Source organism: Vibrio tetraodonis (genome assembly GCF_003350295.1).
In the GTDB taxonomy this organism is placed as follows: Bacteria; Pseudomonadota; Gammaproteobacteria; order Enterobacterales; family Vibrionaceae; genus Vibrio; species Vibrio tetraodonis.
The window spans coordinates 135,502-151,514 of record NZ_QLYY01000012.1 but is presented as its reverse complement, the minus strand read 5'-3'; the positions used below and the strand labels follow the sequence as shown (position 1 = coordinate 151,514).

Annotated in this window: 13 protein-coding genes; 7 read left to right on the top strand and 6 right to left on the bottom strand. The window is 40.4% G+C overall.

Annotated elements, in window-relative coordinates:
* Positions 1–130 precede the first annotated feature (130 nt).
* The gene (locus tag DPF90_RS09660) at positions 131–1,954 is read left to right on the top strand and encodes a M4 family metallopeptidase (protein ID WP_114786130.1); all 1,824 of its coding nucleotides are present in this window, start codon (positions 131–133) and stop codon (positions 1,952–1,954) included.
* 45 nt (positions 1,955–1,999) lie between these two features.
* On the opposite strand, the gene DPF90_RS09655 is transcribed toward DPF90_RS09660, so the two are convergent.
* From DPF90_RS09655 to DPF90_RS09645, 3 genes are all read right to left on the bottom strand, one after another.
* Positions 2,000–2,251, bottom strand: a complete 252-nt coding sequence (locus tag DPF90_RS09655) for a DUF2999 family protein (protein WP_114786129.1) — start codon at positions 2,249–2,251, stop codon at positions 2,000–2,002.
* Positions 2,252–2,411: 160 nt separating this feature from the next.
* Positions 2,412–3,722, bottom strand: a complete 1,311-nt coding sequence (locus DPF90_RS20650) for a methyl-accepting chemotaxis protein (RefSeq protein ID WP_114786128.1) — start codon at positions 3,720–3,722, stop codon at positions 2,412–2,414.
* A gap of 84 nt (positions 3,723–3,806) precedes the next feature.
* Complete coding sequence (locus DPF90_RS09645; protein ID WP_114786127.1) at positions 3,807–5,237, bottom strand: aminotransferase-like domain-containing protein; 1,431 nt, start codon at positions 5,235–5,237, stop codon at positions 3,807–3,809.
* A gap of 100 nt (positions 5,238–5,337) precedes the next feature.
* Here DPF90_RS09645 and DPF90_RS09640 point away from each other — a divergent pair, with 100 nt between their 5' ends.
* Entirely contained in the window at positions 5,338–6,219 is an 882-nt protein-coding gene (locus DPF90_RS09640; protein ID WP_114786126.1) for a DMT family transporter, read from the top strand.
* A gap of 195 nt (positions 6,220–6,414) precedes the next feature.
* Positions 6,415–7,131 (top strand): substrate-binding periplasmic protein, encoded by a 717-nt coding sequence (locus DPF90_RS09635; RefSeq protein WP_114786125.1) that lies wholly within the window; start codon positions 6,415–6,417, stop codon positions 7,129–7,131.
* 36 nt (positions 7,132–7,167) lie between these two features.
* Here the strand turns inward: DPF90_RS09635 and DPF90_RS09630 are convergent, their stop codons facing one another.
* Positions 7,168–7,716: an MSHA operon transcriptional regulator gene (locus tag DPF90_RS09630; protein ID WP_114786124.1), complete on the bottom strand. Its 549-nt coding sequence runs from the start codon at positions 7,714–7,716 to the stop codon at positions 7,168–7,170.
* Between the two features lie 283 nt (positions 7,717–7,999).
* Positions 8,000–8,458 (bottom strand): RDD family protein, encoded by a 459-nt coding sequence (locus DPF90_RS09625; protein ID WP_114786123.1) that lies wholly within the window; start codon positions 8,456–8,458, stop codon positions 8,000–8,002.
* Positions 8,459–8,911: 453 nt separating this feature from the next.
* Here DPF90_RS09625 and DPF90_RS09620 point away from each other — a divergent pair, with 453 nt between their 5' ends.
* Complete coding sequence (locus tag DPF90_RS09620; protein WP_114786122.1) at positions 8,912–10,462, top strand: DUF3369 domain-containing protein; 1,551 nt, start codon at positions 8,912–8,914, stop codon at positions 10,460–10,462.
* A 15-nt stretch (positions 10,463–10,477) separates the two neighbouring features.
* Here the strand turns inward: DPF90_RS09620 and DPF90_RS09615 are convergent, their stop codons facing one another.
* Positions 10,478–12,412 carry a sensor histidine kinase gene (locus DPF90_RS09615; RefSeq protein WP_114786121.1) on the bottom strand — a complete coding sequence of 645 codons (1,935 nt, stop codon included), beginning with the start codon at positions 12,410–12,412 and terminating at the stop codon, positions 10,478–10,480.
* A gap of 127 nt (positions 12,413–12,539) precedes the next feature.
* Between DPF90_RS09615 and DPF90_RS09610 the strand changes: the two genes are divergently transcribed.
* From DPF90_RS09610 to DPF90_RS09600, 3 genes are all read left to right on the top strand, one after another.
* Positions 12,540–13,508 (top strand): ABC transporter substrate-binding protein, encoded by a 969-nt coding sequence (locus tag DPF90_RS09610; protein ID WP_114786120.1) that lies wholly within the window; start codon positions 12,540–12,542, stop codon positions 13,506–13,508.
* A gap of 515 nt (positions 13,509–14,023) precedes the next feature.
* A complete protein-coding gene (locus DPF90_RS09605) occupies positions 14,024–15,199 on the top strand; it encodes a hypothetical protein (RefSeq protein ID WP_114786119.1) in 1,176 nt (391 codons plus the stop codon).
* A gap of 492 nt (positions 15,200–15,691) precedes the next feature.
* Positions 15,692–15,961, top strand: coding sequence for a hypothetical protein (locus DPF90_RS09600; RefSeq protein ID WP_240314493.1), 270 nt, complete (start codon positions 15,692–15,694; stop codon positions 15,959–15,961).
* The last annotated feature ends 52 nt before the right edge of the window (positions 15,962–16,013 follow it).

Here is a 16,013-nt window from a genome sequence, read left to right as displayed (position 1 = left end):
ATTTGTAATTTCATTTTTCAGTTGCTTGATTAGTTTGTCGTCAACCATGTTATTGGAGCAAACACACGCAAAGATACTTCCTATTTAGTCGTTGGGGAGAAGAACTCTATACCAATAACAGGAAAGTAAAATGAAACAACATCAGACACTTTGGCTAATCGCCGCTGGATTAGGAGTTAGCCTACCAGCAACGGCCGCACAGATGATTACCATTAAAAACGATGTATTACTGCAAGAGACACTCAAAGCTCAGTCAACCAGTGTTGTACCTATGGAGACTGGCTTTGCTGAAGTTAAGCGAGTGATTTTACCCAACGGAAAAGTAAAAGTCCGCTATCAGCAGACTTACATGGGCCTTCCAGTATTCAACACGTCTGTCGTCGCCACCCAGACCAAAACGAGTCAAAGCGAAGTACATGGCATAATGATGCAAGGGATCAGTGGTGATGTCGCGACACCATCTCCTATAATAGATGAAAAACAGGCGATTTCAGCTGCCAAGAATGCTTTTAAAAGAAAGTCTTTAGTCGAGTCAGATGCACCAATAGAAAATACCAAATCTGAGTTGATGGTTTGGCTGGATGAGTCAAACACGGCAAAAGTGGTCTACATGGTAGATTTTTTTGTTGCCGCTCAAGTTCCACAGCGTCCGTTTTACTTTATTGATGCTAATACAGGCGAAGTACTCAAGCATTGGCGTGGGTTGAATCATGCACAGGCTACAGGGACAGGGCCAGGTGGGAACGAAAAAACGGGTCAATACAACTTTGGTTCTGACTATCCGGGCTTTGTAATAAGCAAATCTGGCAACACTTGTATCATGAATAACGATGCAGTTAAAACCGTGGATCTCAATGGTCGTACATCAGGTAGTACAGCCTATAGCTATTCATGTAATGATGACTCGAACTTTAACGATCATAAGTTTGTAAATGGCGCTTATTCACCGCTCAATGATGCTCACTACTTTGGTAAAGTTGTCTTTGATATGTATAAAGACTGGATGAATACGGCCCCGTTAACTTTCCAACTAACCATGCGAGTTCACTACGGTAATGGTTATGAGAATGCTTTTTGGAATGGTACATCAATGACATTCGGAGACGGAAAAAATAGATTTTATCCTTTAGTAGACATAAATGTCAGTGCACATGAAGTAAGTCATGGATTTACGGAGCAAAACTCTGGTTTGGTTTATACGAATATGTCTGGCGGTATGAATGAAGCCTTCTCTGATATTGCTGGTGAGGCAGCAGAATATTATATGAAAGGCTCTGTTGACTGGATTGTGGGAGCTGATATCTTTAAGTCTCAAGGAGGACTACGTTATTTTGAGCAGCCTTCTCGGGACGGACGTTCAATAGATCATGCATCAGATTATTACAATGGTTTAAATGTTCATTACTCTAGCGGTGTCTTTAATCGTGCTTTCTACCTATTAGCAAATAAAGCTGGCTGGGATGTTCGTAAGGGTTTTGAAATCTTTACACTTGCAAACCAAATGTATTGGACGGCAAATAGTACCTTTGACGAAGGTGGCTGTGGCGTAGCCAAGGCTGCATCAGATATGGGATATCCTGTGGCCGATGTAGAAGATGCATTTAATACAGTAGGTGTAAATGCATCTTGTGGGGCTACCCCTCCTCCAACTGACAACGTTTTAGCCAAGGGCACTCCTGTAACTAACTTGTCGGGTGCACGACTGTCTGAGACCTTCTATACCTTTAGTGTTGATTCGGCTTCAAATGCTGTTGTCTCTATGTCTGGTGGAAGTGGTGACGCCGACCTATATGTAAAAGCAGGGAGCAAACCTACAACTACTAGTTTTGATTGCCGACCATACAAATACGGCAATAACGAGCAGTGCAGTGTTTCAGCAACACTAGGTATGACTTATCATGTTATGGTTCGTGCTTATAGCAGTTACTCTGGTGTGACGCTTAGATTAGACTAGTGAGAGGGATGTATAGGAAGGGCTCCTGTTCGGAGCCCTTCTTCATTATTGTTGCAACTTACTTTTTGCTTGCTCGACTTTTGAAAAGTCTAACCCTAGTTCTTCCACTGCATCTTTTATTAACTGTGGGTTTTGCATGACTTGACCCATTAAAACTTGCAGTTGATCTTGAGGCAGCCCAAGTTCCGCTATGCTGGACATAGCAGCGAGAGGGTTTTGTGTTAGTGTTTCGAACAGGTCGTTGATTTGCTCGCTACTAATGCCGTGTTTTTTTAGCAATTCAATTATTGGGTTCATGTTTCACCTATAGATTCGATATAAAGATTGTAAAAGTGTACCATTCCCCTTGGTTCTGTTGAATGTCTAACTCTAGCTAAAAAAGCAAAGCCGAATACAACCAATACAGCAACAGTTACTGACTAAGCTGCTGTATGAACGAACAGTATTGTCTTTCCCGTTAAGCATTATTTGCTTTAAAGCTATTTACTGCAGACGCAACACTCTCAGCTCCGCTGTAGATCTCGTCCATGGTACGAGAGACCTCTTCTATACGTGTACTTGTTTGCTCTGCAACACTGTTCACGTCATTCATTGCTTTGGTCATTTCTTGAGTTAGTGACATATTCTTGTTGACCACTTGAGTAATTTCTTCCGTTGATTCAGAAGTTCTAGAAGCCAGCTGCCTAACTTCGTCTGCTACCACAGCAAAGCCTCGACCTTGTTCACCAGCCCTAGCAGCCTCTATTGCAGCGTTTAAGGCGAGTAGGTTAGTTTGATCTGCTATGCCACCTATGGTTTTGACAATTTCTGAAACATCATTGGATAGAGAGGCAAGCTCCTGAACTTGATTAATTGATTGATTCAGGTTGTGCATCATTGTCTGTGAAATATTTACAGTATCTTCTAAAACTTTTTTACCTTCTCGAGTGACTTGTGATGTTTCTACAGCAGTACTATACGCAATATTTGCAGCATCTGATACCGCTAACTCTCGAGTCACATCATGCGTAATGTCAGAGGCAAATTTGACGACTTTATATACTTTACCCTTATCATCACACACTGGGCTATAAGATGCTTGGATCCAAATTTCTTCACCGTAATGTGTTTTGCGCAGGAATCGTCCTGAAAACGCTCGACCGTTCGATAAATCTTTCCAAAAGTTAGGATTCTGTTCATAAAAGTCGTCAAAGCAAAACATTTTGTGATGTTTTCCTTGGATTTGATCCAATGTATAGCCAAGAGCGCCAAGAAAGTTATCGTTAGCCTCTATGATTGTCCCGTCTGGGTGGAATTCTATAACAGCGAAATTCTGATGAAGAGCTTGAATGAGATCTTGTTGGGATCTGGCTTTAACCATCTTTTCAGTGACGTCGTTGGCAATTTTTATTACGCTCTCGATGCGCCCACTAGCATCTTTTATTGGAAAGTAGGTTGCCTCAATTATTACTAAATCGCCATTTTTGTTGTAACGCTCAAACGTGCCTGACTTGACCTTGCCTTTTGCTAGGTCATGCCAAAAATTGCGATATTCTTGTGTCTCAGTATATTTGGAATCGCAAAATATTCTGTGGTGCTTTCCTTGGACTTGGTCGAGTTGGTAGCCCATGGCTTCAAGGAAAAGTTTGCTAGCAGACTTTATATTCCCATTAGGGTCAAAACGAATTGTGACTAGAGAGTCATTCATTGAATCAACGATTTGTTGGTAGTCATCGCATTCTTCGCTGTTTTGTTTTCCGCTTTCAGCAAGCTTTTTGAAGGGCCACATAGCACATTCTCCTTAATGATTTTTTTGTCACTAGTAAGTATGATCTGTGTTCAGAGTAAATCAAACTAGACGCATAAGATTTTTTTAATGCTGTCTTGCTTTGTAGACCTGCTGGTGGATCTGCTGAGCTAGACGATTAATGCCCATCTTCCACAGTTCCGTATCTTCAAAGTTGGCACAGCTTAAGCGAACACTTTGACGAAATTGTTTGCCAGTAGTAAAAACTTTTCCCGGTAAAATACTGATTCTGTTTTTCCTGCATTCTTGGTAGAGTTCAAAAGTGTCAACCGCTTTGGGCAGAGTCAACCAAATGAGAAATGACCCTTGAGGTTGGGATAGATGAAACCCTCCTCTTAAGTCATCGTATCTGTTTAATGCCAAGCTAAGCAGATTACTAAACTGGCGAACATTGTATTGGTATACGCGACGCATCTTATTGACATGTTGACGGTATTTCCCTGTAGATAGAAAGTCTCCCACAGCGGACTGGATGAGATTTAAGCTCCCCATGTTATCGCTTATTAAATACTTTTCTATTTTTGAGTGATATTGACCCGCTATAATCCACCCAATACGAAGCCGAGAATCAAGCACCTTGGAGAGTGAATTGACGTAGATAACTCTATTTTGTTTATCTAAGGTTTTGAGAGGCATTATGTTGTTGTCATAACCGAGCGCAGCAAAGACATCGTCTTCAATAATTGGTATCGTCTTTGATACTGTTAAGATCTCAAGACGCCGAGTCAGTGGCATTCTAGAGCCAGTTGGGTTCGAAAAATTTGGGGTTACAAGGATAGCTTTGATAGGCCAATCAGTGATGGCTCTCTCCAGAGCCTTTGGCTCCATTCCATGTTGAATACAGCTAGTGATCTCCACGACTTTTAATCCCAGAGATTCCAACAAAAGTAAATTTCCAAAATAACAGGGTGATTCGACGGCTACTATGTCACCTGGTTTGGTTATCGCTCGAAGAGCCAAACTTATTGCTTGTTGCGCTCCGTGAGTGACAGCAAGCTGTTTTGGACTCGCTTCCACATTAAGTTCAAGGCTGATTTTTGTTAGTTGTTTAACTAGGGTCCTGTTTCCGGGTGGAAGTTGGTAATGACTGGGCATTTGGCTTTGCTTGCGGCTGTGGCGTCCTATTTCAGCATACAAACTCTTGATGGTAGAACTGTTTACGTTTGGATGTGCTGATCCGGTCGCAAGACACTCTTTTGGCTCAGGGTATTGGAGGATTTCTTTCGAGGTAGACAAAAGATCAATGGGTCTGGGGCCCTGTTGCTCTAATTCGATTTTCATGGGCACCTTAACCCGATAACCAGATTTAGGAGTTGAGTATATTAATCCAGCGGCATCCATATCTTGATAAGCACGTATTACGGTATTTTTGCTTACGTTGAGAGCCAAACAAAGTTTGCGAATGGAAGGAAGTTTTTCTTCATGCTGGTACACACCACTACTTATTTTATCTTCAATGTATTGCTTAACGAGGAGAAATTTACAAATTTTACCCATGCCATCTGTACCCTAATAAACTTAAAAATCTGTATCTTTTTATTACAACTGAACCCCAATAAAGTAACTTCTTACTCAATGAAAAGCGATAGGAAATCAAATGTTAGTCAGATTTATTCCCACGGTATTTGTGGTTCTTTGGGCGTCAGGGTTCGTGGGGGCTAAGATAGGTTTGCAATATGCTGAACCTGCAACATTACTAACGTTACGTATGTTGGCCAATCTAGGGGTATTTACTTTACTTGTTGTGATTATGCGTAGCACTATCCCCAAAGGTAAGATGTTCTGCCACAGCTTTATAGTAGGTCTCTTAATTCATGGTTTTTATTTGGGTGGGACGTATATTGCAATTGATCTAGGTATGCCCTCAGGTCTCAGTGCTCTGTTAGTGGGTATACAGCCAATTTTAACAGCTATCATCTTTGTCACTTATACTCGTGAACATTTGAAACTATCGCAGTGGTTTGGATTAACATTGGGGTTTGTTGGTATTAGTTTAGTCTTGATGGGGAAAACTCAATGGCAGGATGATTCACACAAATTTATTGCTGTTGGCTTGTGTTTAGTCTCTTTGCTTGGAATCACTTTAGGTACTCTGTACCAGAAACGCTTTTGCAGCGGGGTGGATAAGATAGGAAGCGCGTTGATACACTATTTTGCTGCGTTATGCCTATTTTTTCCTTATGCAATGAACTTTGAAACAATGTCTGTGAACTGGACGTTGGAATTTACTTTAACATTGTTTTGGTTGGTTATTGTACTTTCGGTTGTCGCCATTATGCTGCTTCTTTTTATGGTTGAAAGAGGCGCATCAGAAAAAGTAGCATCGATATTTTATCTTGTTCCTCCAGTGACTGGTATTCAAGCTTGGCTAATATTCGGTGAATCTTTTGATCGTACTGCAATAGTGGGCTTTATTTTATCAGCAACAGCTGTATTCCTGATTACTCGAACTAAAAACACAGACTGTCAAAAAATTTAAAATATTTGATGTTAATATTATTAAAAAAGTTAGACAGTTACAGGTTATTGATACTTTGCTGGTTATTTTTCTTTAGAACTCTGGCCGAGTGGACTAGATTTAAATAGTGGATAGTAACTAGGAGTAGGATAATGAAGCGAATCAGATGCCTTTTATCCTTAGTGATTTTATTAACCGCCCATTATAGCTTAGCAAATAGCGCTCAAGGGGGGGGATTTACGAGAACTATCTTATTTTACAGAATCATACCCTCCCGGTAATTACCTAAAAGATGGCAAGATATCTGGTTATGCGGTTGATATTCTAAAAGCGGCCAGCAAAATGGTGGGTGAAGAGGTTTCTGTATCGCAAGTTACCTTGCAGCCATGGGCAAGGTCATACCGTACTGCTTTAACAGAAGACAATGCTGTTCTGTTTTCGACTACTCGGTCTGAACATCGTGAGAAATTGTTTACTTGGGTTGGGCCTATTACAGACATAAAAATTGTTGTTATGGCGCGTAAAGACGCCAACATAAAGATCAATAAAGCGATGGATATGGCAAAGTATCGTATCGGTGTGATTAGAGACGATATCGGTGAGCAAACTCTATTGGATATGGGGATTCCGAGAAATGCAATGCAGGAATCTAATTATGTCACCACATTAGCGGAACAACTCATGAAACGGCGAATCGATTTGTTAGTTTACGCTCACCGAGCGGCGATATGGTGGTCCAGAGAAGCTCAAGTTGATCCAAGTCTGTTTGAGCCCGTGTACACGGTCAAAGAAGGCTATGTCTACTATGCCTTTAATAATCAGGCTAATCCGGAAGCAACCGCCAAGCTACAAAAGGGGATTGATATGTTAAAAAGTACGAAAGGGGAGTCGGGTGATTCGCTTTATCAAGAAATAATGTCGAAATATGAGTAGTGGAGGAATTAACGCCGTCACCGCCCGCTCCAGACATCATACTTTGGACTTTTTAACAAAATACGGATTATCAAACTTCTTCTGTGGTCCCAATTCCGATACGACGAGCCTATTCCATAGACTTTTGTCAAACTCTCCTTTCGGGATAGATGGATATAGTGTTTCTTCCTCTTCACGGGCGTAACGCAAAAATTCTTTTTTCTTGATCTGGTTGTACTTGCGTGCAACGTGATTGTGTTTTGCAATCCATTCCGATTTGAAACGTGCGAGTGCTGGCTCCGCCTCTTCCATAGGTAACCTAGATAGATAGATACGCTTGTAGGATACTTTTCGATCGAGCATAGTCCTCATGGCAGTTTGAATGTACTTACCATGATGAGTAATGGAAATATCATTCTTGTCAAAAAGGTTAACGCTCCATCCAGTCAGAAAGAAGTTGGGCTTACGGTACTGCTTATTACGTACTTCTATCGCTTTATGGATTATTAAATCTGATGTGCCATTAAACGTCTGTTGCCATTTAGCAATACGTATCTGTGTTGCTGTAGGTAAACGATAGATGTGGGTAAACTTATCTTGGTCCATAAATGAATACACAGAGTGTTTAGTTTAAGAAAAGCCTATTTCAAAGGTAGTAGTTGGCGATTATAACTCTGAAACATGTTAGGGTCAGCATCTTGCTGGCTCAGCGCCACATTGTAGAGAATTCTTTCGCTTACTGCTAGTACTTACCGGTCAAATCATAGTAAATACTAACGAGTAGAATTGGTAAGATTTTAATTGACCAGCAACTTACATTTAGACCTCTAATTTATTTATATTGGTAGCCTACTTATTGGTACCTCTCGAGTGTATTTGCTATTTACTCTTATGAAATGGTTTTATATGCCTCTTTTATCTGTGATTTTTTTACGACGATTGTACCTGCAATTAAGTCATGCCATCCCTGTCTCTTGCTATTGAAGCATATCCAAATAAATCCCAAGCACAGTGGAATAGCACTTAAATAGTATGAAAAATATCTGATTATAGATGTTGAGACTGTTAGCTTACTGCCGGTCTTCATATCTAGTACCTCTAGACCGAAGACTATTTTTCCTGGTGTGGCTGATCGGTATATCCAAAATGTAACCGTGGCTAGCAATGGACATATCCAGTTGAGAATGACATCCCAACCGCCCAATATGAAATCATCAGAGTCCCAGTATAGTTCACCGTATACCAAGTACATGACTGGCATAGTGAGGAGAAAGAGTAAAACAGTATCGACTAAAGTTGCTCCTAGCCGTGGCCAGAATCCGGCATATTCAAATGGTATATCATTCACTTTCTTGACCTCGTTGTGAGAATATAATGGGTATTCTATAAAAATTATGATTCTTTTGTATGATATAAATAATGAACATATCAGAAATTATATTTCGATGAAGCCTGTAGCGTATGGTTTTAACCCAATCATGACATGATGTAGCCTAGACTATATATGAGTCTTATTTTTGGATTGGGTAACATGGTCGTTAGACAATTAATAGCCGTTAATTTATGTACAGGACGAAAAACACATGTTATTCGAGAGCGGCAAAATTATTCTTTATATGCTACTAATATTAACTTTCTCTTATATAACTGTAACCTTTTGTATCTAATCCTGAAATGTTAATATTTATCTAGATAAAACACCTGTTTTAAATGGTGACTAAGATAAGTGTATTTTTCGGTTTTTTTGCCAGTTTGTGCTAAACCTAAAAGTAGAGAAGTGTGATTGGGGGTAACTGGATAGATGGAATTGTTTGCGGACCACCGACAGTCAGAGCAACCAGAAGCGGATGATGCTAATAAACGAGCAGAACAGGCCCTGCTTCCATGGAAAGTTCTTCTTATTGATGATGATGAACAAATGCATCAAGTAACTATGCTTGCATTATCCGATTTTGAATTTGAGGGGCGCAAGCTTGAGGTGATTTCTGCCTATTCAGGTGATGAAGCGAGAAAGCTATTTACTCAGCACGACAATATTGCATTGGCTTTAGTCGATGTAGTGATGGAAACAGAACATGCTGGACTAGATTTGGTTAAGTATGTTCGTGAAACCTTAGAAAATAGTTTAGTGAGGCTTGTGTTAAGAACAGGTCAGGCAGGGCAAGCACCAGAAGATAAAGTCATCCGAGAATACGACATCGACGACTACAAAGAAAAGACAGAACTTACAACTCAAAAGCTCAAGACCTTGCTCTACTCAATGTTACGCTCTTATAGGGATCTATGTTTAATTGAGCAGCAAAAGAAAGGTTTGAGTAAAGTCATCGAAGCGTCAGCATGTGTGCAAAATACCACGACCCTGCAAACTTATGCCACCTCAGTTCTAGAACAATTGACTTCACTACTAAAGCTGGATAACTCTGCGCTTTACTGTATTGTCCAGCCAAGGCCGGATGGGGAAGAGTCTCGTGCTATGACTCTGGCTGCGACAGGTTCTTTTGTAGATACGTACAGTGAATGCACCTTTGAGAAGCTCCCCACCGAAGTAGCAACGCGATGTAAACAAGTGTTTGAGTCACGAGAATCGGAGAACTTTGGTGATGCTTATGTTTTGTTTTCACACGATGAGCAAGGGGTCGACTGTATACTCTATGTGAATGTCAATCGCGAGCTGACAGAACTTGATATGCAGCTTCTTGAAATCTATATGCAGAATATAGGTTTAACATTCGAAAACTTGAGCCTGATGTTGGATATACGCGAAACCTCTAAGGAGCTTGTTTACAACCTTGCTAATGCGGTGGAAGCAAGAAGTAAAGAGACTGGCGCTCACGTCCAAAGAGTGTCTTTATTTAGCGAAAAGCTTGCGTTGTTATATGGCCTTAGTGAATATGACGCTTCTATGATAAAGCACGCCTCTCCGCTTCATGACGTTGGTAAGGTTGCTGTACCCGATTCCATCCTTCACAAACCTGGAAAGCTAGATGCAGAGGAATGGGAGATTATGAAAAAGCATGTTGATTATGGGGTAGATATTCTAAGTAAATCAAAACGTAGATTGATGACTGTTGCGAAAGAGATAGCAGGTTACCACCATGAAAAATGGGATGGAACTGGTTATCCTAATGGCCTATCTGGACTAGATATTCCCGTTGCAGGACGCATTACAGCTTTAGCTGATGTGTTTGACGCTCTAGGGTCTAAACGCAGTTACAAAGAACCATGGACAGATGAACAAATCATGTTGGAGCTCGTTGCCCAGAAAGGTAAACAGTTTGAACCCAAGTTGGTTGAACTCCTTATTAAGCACTGGGATGAGTTCTTAGAGATCAGGAAGTCTCTTCCTGATTAAGAGTTGTTTTTCGAATCAGCTCGCTACCTCTAGGGGCAAATTTAGGGGTATTCTTAGTTTAAAAAACACTCCATGTCCTACTTCAGAGCTGAACTCCAGCTCTCCCTTGAGTTTTTGGTGAACGAGGTTAAACACTAGGTTCAAACCAAGCCCGGAGCCGCCCAACCCTCTTTTACTGGTATAGAAAGGTTCAAATATTTTCTGGTGTAGTGCTTCTTCTACACCGCCACCATTATCGCGATATTCGAAGATAATCATATCTTCCTCTTGGTAAAACTTGATAGAGATTTCTGCCGTAGGTTGGCTTTCGAAAGCATGATTAATACTGTTCATTACTAGGTTTGAAATGATTTGTGTTAATACGCCAGGCAGGCTATTCATTACGATAGCCTTGTCTCCCTCCAAAGTTGGGCTGACAGGTACTTTCCGAGTCTCTGGATGAAGGCTTGCTAGTAAAGCTTCAATAACTTGTGAAACATTAAATTGAGAACGAGCTTCGGAAACCTGATCGACTGCTGTTTGCTTGAAATCTCTGACTAATTGGGCTGCTCGGTTTAAGTTGTGTTCAAGCATTTGGCTACTGTCTGACATACGTTTCATTAAAGATTCAAATTGGGTGCTTGTTAAGGTTTGTGACGCAAATGCAGCATTCAGCTCACTAGTTACATCTCGAATAACAGAAGTCGCTGTTACCGCAATACCCAATGGGGTATTGACCTCATGTGCTACCCCAGCCACCAATCCACCTAAAGCGGCGAGCTTTTCTGACTCTACGAGTTTATCTTGAGCATCCTGCAATTGCTCCATACTTTGTTTGAGATCGAGTGTCCTTGAAGCAACCATGCGCTCTAAGTTTTGATTGAGCTCTTCTAGCTCAATTTGAGTAAGCTTTAGCTCTGTTATATTGATAGCAGTGCCTCGAAAGCCCAGAAACTTACTCTTTTCATATCGAGCAGTGGCTTGGAAGAGTAGGTGCAGAGTAATACTATTTAGGGTAATACTTTCTTCGATTTGGTTAAAGTCGTTGCGTCTCGCTACTGCTTGATGTAGTTGGTCAGCCCCTTCAAGGGCTTCTACGTCAGCTAAGCAGACTCCATGCACGGCAACAAGAGACAAGGCTCCTTTCATCGCATCTGAGCAGTAGGTGAGTTGCCCAAGCTCGTTTGTTTCCCATAACCAGTCCGAAGATACATTGGTAAAGTCGGCGAGCCTATCCTGCTCTTCTTTAATATTGTTATAAAGCAGTGTAATGTTACTGCTGATCTTGTTTGCTCCTTCTCCTAGCCAGTCTAGCTCATCATCTTTTTCTGATATCCAACGCTTTTTAATTAAAACCAATGGCTTGCTTGGATGTCTGGGATTGAAAGCGCGAAGATATTGCGCGATTTGAAATATTCGTCTGTTCACACTTGCGTGAAAGATTAACAGCATAATTGAACAGACAAGAGTGGTTTTAAGGGCATTAAGTACTAATGTCGATATAAATTGGTGAAGAAGGTAGTCGTATATTTCTTGAGCATTTGACTCGACATAGATGGTACCGATTTCTTCAGAATGCCCATCTTCTGGGTCTCGATAGGTCAAAGAAAATGTTTCATGTACAACATTATCCGTTGCTTGTTTTCCTGAATCGAAAGTGTAGTTTCCCGATTGAACCTCTAGGTAATCAATTTTCGGCAAATTAACAAGACCATCGAGTCTTTCCTGCAATACAGCTAAGTCGAACGACCACAATGACGATGCTAGCAGCCCAGCATGGACATCACGTATCTCGATATGTCGTTGCTCGACATCATTAAATTCTTTTTTGTAGTCCCAAGAAAGTTGCAATATTGTGGTGAATAAAGTGACAAAACTACTTAGTGTCACCATCAACAAGATGATGCGCCGTCCTATGCGGCTTTGAAACGGGTTGTTAATACTCTCATCAACATTTTTGCTTCGGCTCATAATACTCAAAGGTGGTGTTTTCAATTGAGTATAGCTTGCAGTTATTGGTTTTTATCAAGAATATAATTTCGCAAATGCAGGCATCAATCTAAACTAAATAAGTGTTTAACCTTTGCCGGAGGCGCTTATGAGAGCATTAGTATTCTGCTTGCTCTTGTTAACAGGAAGTGCACAAGCAGAGAAAGTTTTATTAATACAGAGCTATCATGCTGAATTTCCATGGGATGTCAGCTACATAAAAGGTATCAAGGACACTATATCATCTTCTGCGCAGTTACATAGCTTTCAAATGGATACAAAACGAATCCCTGTCGAACAATTTGAGACTAAGGCTAATGAAGCGTTTGAATATTATAACGAACTAAAACCAAGTGTTGTCATTCTAGGTGACGATAATGCGTTGAAATACATGCTGCCTAAGCTCTATCAGGAGCCGATTTCGATAGTCTTTTTAGGTATTAACTCGAACCCTCGCGCACTTTTAAGAAAGTACAAAGGCCAAGCAAAAGTCACAGGCGTACTTGAGCTGCCGTTATTTGTAAAAAATATTCGAGATCTCAGCCAAATGCTGCCTAAGCAAAAACACAAATTTAGGATTATGTTTGACTCAGGAATTACCTCCAAAGAAGCGGCTAAGCATATTAAGAAGCAATATGAGCTAATTGAGAGAAACTTAAAAGTCGAAGCAGATATCCTTCTGATAGGTACTAAAGAAGAGTGGCAGAGGAAGATAAGTAGCGCTCAGGACGACGGTATTTCTTTGATTATCATCGGTTTATACCAAACCTTAGTCGATAAGAGTGGTAACAGCGTTCCTGCTTCTGAAATATTAGCATGGACGAATAAGAACTCGAAAACGCCATTGTTTGCGTTCTGGGACTTTGCGGTGGGAGAGGGTAAAACCAGTGGAGGAGTGGTTTTGTTCGGAGAAAGCCAGGGCAAACAGGCCGCGGGTCTTGTGAACGAAATCTTAGCAGGGGCAGATGCCAATAGCCTTCCTATTGGGATTGGTGAACAAGGTCGGGCGATATACTCTGAGAAAGAGATGCAGCGCTGGGGTCTAACGCCGCCATCGCATTGGAGTGTGATGAATTAACAAAAACCTTGTACTGCCCCGAAGAGCACAAAGGTCTAGCCGAAAGCTAGACCTTTTTTCGTAGTATGAGTCGAACCAATCGGTTCGATTTGAACTCTAGCTGATCACAGATGACTAAGATGGAAACTCGCCAGCTTTCTAAATCAGCCATCTGGAACACTTCTCAAAAATAACCAAGTTGCAAACTCCTACCGCTTAATGGCAAATGAAGCCAGCAGGTTTGGTTAACTAAGTTGAAAACTCTCTCTTCAATAGAACTCTCTCACTTAGAGTGATTTTTCAGTTCGTAAAACGCGAACGGCACTTTATGAACTGTGAATTTCCACCACACAAGCAGTATATAAACACCTCAGAATACGACACTTCTCTATCTTTTGGGTTGTTATGGATAGTTATACCACTATGGATTATGAAATTTGAGATTTGATTCATGTATTTGCTTCATCAATGAAACCTAGTATTGAAATTGAAACATATATGGGTACTGTTTATGTATACAGTTCCTTGGGGGTGTCATGTCATTAAAAAGTGTTAGACCAAAGAATGCGTATGTAAAGCTGTATTCTGAAGATGGTAGCGTAGGCTATTACCAAGAAGATGATATTTCAGGAGAGCATAGCCTCGTTAGTATTGAGAAGGCTATACGAATATCTAAAGACAATCGTAAACTGCATAAGAGAAGGCAATATATGAGCTTGCATCCTAACCCAGATGATAGGTATCGGCTTAAAGTTCATACAGTAAATAAACAGTTCGAGCGTTACAGTAAAGGTGAATCTGAGTTGGGTATTGATAGAGGTTATGACGAGTCTATGACTCATAAGTGTGCAGTCGAAGCTCTTTCAAGAATGCAGCACATGAAATTCATATTTGTTGGTGACTGTAAACATAAGCCTTTGGAATTTGACTTCACCTCTATACGGAAAGAGCCTTACTTGAACTTACCCAATAGCGCGACGTACTACCCTGATGTTCTTTGCACTTTCGAAGAAGATCATGAAATGTATGATCAATGGGGGGGCAAGCTGGCTATCGAAGTTAAGTACAAGCACGGTTGTGAATCTTACAAGATAGAAGACTTCATGTTTCACAATATACCAGTACTCGAATTAGTCATAAAGAATGATACGTTTCGTCAGTTCCCTGCTGAAAGGCCAGATTGGCAAGAAGAGCGCCTATGGGGCCCTGAATTAATAGAAAAGCATATCAGTGATCTCATTTCATACTTTGAAGAAGGTATATACGTAACTCTTATTGTTAATCCAATATCTACAAGGGTACACCATAAAGTAGTGCGTAAATTGGTTAGTGATTTTCATGAAAACAAAAGACTCTGGGAGCAACAAATTGAAGGGTCTGATTCAAAAGTAAAGTTATTTTTGAATGAGTTGAACTCCGAGAGAGCCCACATTCGAAGATTAAAGAGTGAAGTAGAGGTATCAGAACAAAAACTTCAGCGTATACAGAGTAAGAAACAAGAAGAGATAGATAAGCATTCGATAGCCCTCGAACACTTCCGAAATAGTATCTCACTTGAAAAAAAGAAGAACCAGGTTAAGAATTGGATTTGCTATATCTTTGTAGCAACTATGGTTTTGTTACCTAATCTTGTTATTGCATCATTAAATGAAGTTTTTTTCATTATCTTCTCTTTGCATAGTCAAATTGCCTCAATATTCGATTTTCTCTAAAAGTTCGGAACAATAAGTTTTGCCCATCTTCGGTCGATTAGCCACTAAAGCAAAATACACTAGACATTTCTTTATACGCCAAATATCTGGCGTTTAATGCGGGACATACACCTTTTAAGACGGTGTTAAATCACGGGTGTAGTTGTCCAATAAATTTGGGTGATAAGTGTAAGGAGAATACTTTAAGAAAATAAGCTTGTGCTTAATAAAGGTGCATGTCCTAGATAATTTGTTGAAGCACTATTTCAATCTGATGAATTAGCGGGAAATATCAGAGATCTTTAAAAGCTAGCTGTTCTAGTTATGGCCCACTGGGACGAGTCTGATGTACAGCGTTGTATAAACATCGACATCAAACACCGGAAGAAAGACAGAGCCCATTTTGTTGAGTACACTATCACTGGCAAGGCTTCTTTATTAAGAGATGAGCATTTAGGTTGTACAGAAAAAACTTTACGTAATGACGTAAAGATATGACAAAGTTTTCTAGGTATGCTCGTAGATCTGAGTCGTTCTTTATTGGGTTTAGTCAAAAATATCGTTGAAGTGGATAAGAAAGATGAGCCGTTTAAGCATCGACATATGCATATCCGCGAATCGTCTCTTCTAAGCGTGTTACAACGTATTTACGATGAAGCAACAGAAGATGAAGATGATGAGGCCATCACTACTTGTTTGGATATCTGGGATGAGTTGTTGAATTCAGAAATTTACACAGCTATAAGCGCAGTAAAAGTCCTTGATGAGGGTTTACTGTCTTAGTTGAAAAATCTTCGTTTTTTGTGTAATCCACAAGTAAGAAGGCGGACACTAA

What these genes read in the sequence shown, in the direction of transcription:
- DPF90_RS09660 (WP_114786130.1), top strand. Translation starts at nt 131, where the DNA reads ATGAAACAACATCAGACACTTTGGCTAATCGCCGCTGGATTAGGAGTT.
- DPF90_RS09655 (WP_114786129.1), bottom strand. Translation starts at nt 2,251, where the DNA reads ATGAACCCAATAATTGAATTGCTAAAAAAACACGGCATTAGTAGCGAG.
- DPF90_RS20650 (WP_114786128.1), bottom strand. Translation starts at nt 3,722, where the DNA reads ATGTGGCCCTTCAAAAAGCTTGCTGAAAGCGGAAAACAAAACAGCGAA.
- DPF90_RS09645 (WP_114786127.1), bottom strand. Translation starts at nt 5,237, where the DNA reads ATGGGTAAAATTTGTAAATTTCTCCTCGTTAAGCAATACATTGAAGAT.
- DPF90_RS09640 (WP_114786126.1), top strand. Translation starts at nt 5,338, where the DNA reads ATGTTAGTCAGATTTATTCCCACGGTATTTGTGGTTCTTTGGGCGTCA.
- DPF90_RS09630 (WP_114786124.1), bottom strand. Translation starts at nt 7,716, where the DNA reads ATGGACCAAGATAAGTTTACCCACATCTATCGTTTACCTACAGCAACA.
- DPF90_RS09620 (WP_114786122.1), top strand. Translation starts at nt 8,912, where the DNA reads ATGGAATTGTTTGCGGACCACCGACAGTCAGAGCAACCAGAAGCGGAT.
- DPF90_RS09615 (WP_114786121.1), bottom strand. Translation starts at nt 12,412, where the DNA reads ATGAGCCGAAGCAAAAATGTTGATGAGAGTATTAACAACCCGTTTCAA.
- DPF90_RS09610 (WP_114786120.1), top strand. Translation starts at nt 12,540, where the DNA reads ATGAGAGCATTAGTATTCTGCTTGCTCTTGTTAACAGGAAGTGCACAA.
- DPF90_RS09605 (WP_114786119.1), top strand. Translation starts at nt 14,024, where the DNA reads ATGTCATTAAAAAGTGTTAGACCAAAGAATGCGTATGTAAAGCTGTAT.
- DPF90_RS09600 (WP_240314493.1), top strand. Translation starts at nt 15,692, where the DNA reads ATGCTCGTAGATCTGAGTCGTTCTTTATTGGGTTTAGTCAAAAATATC.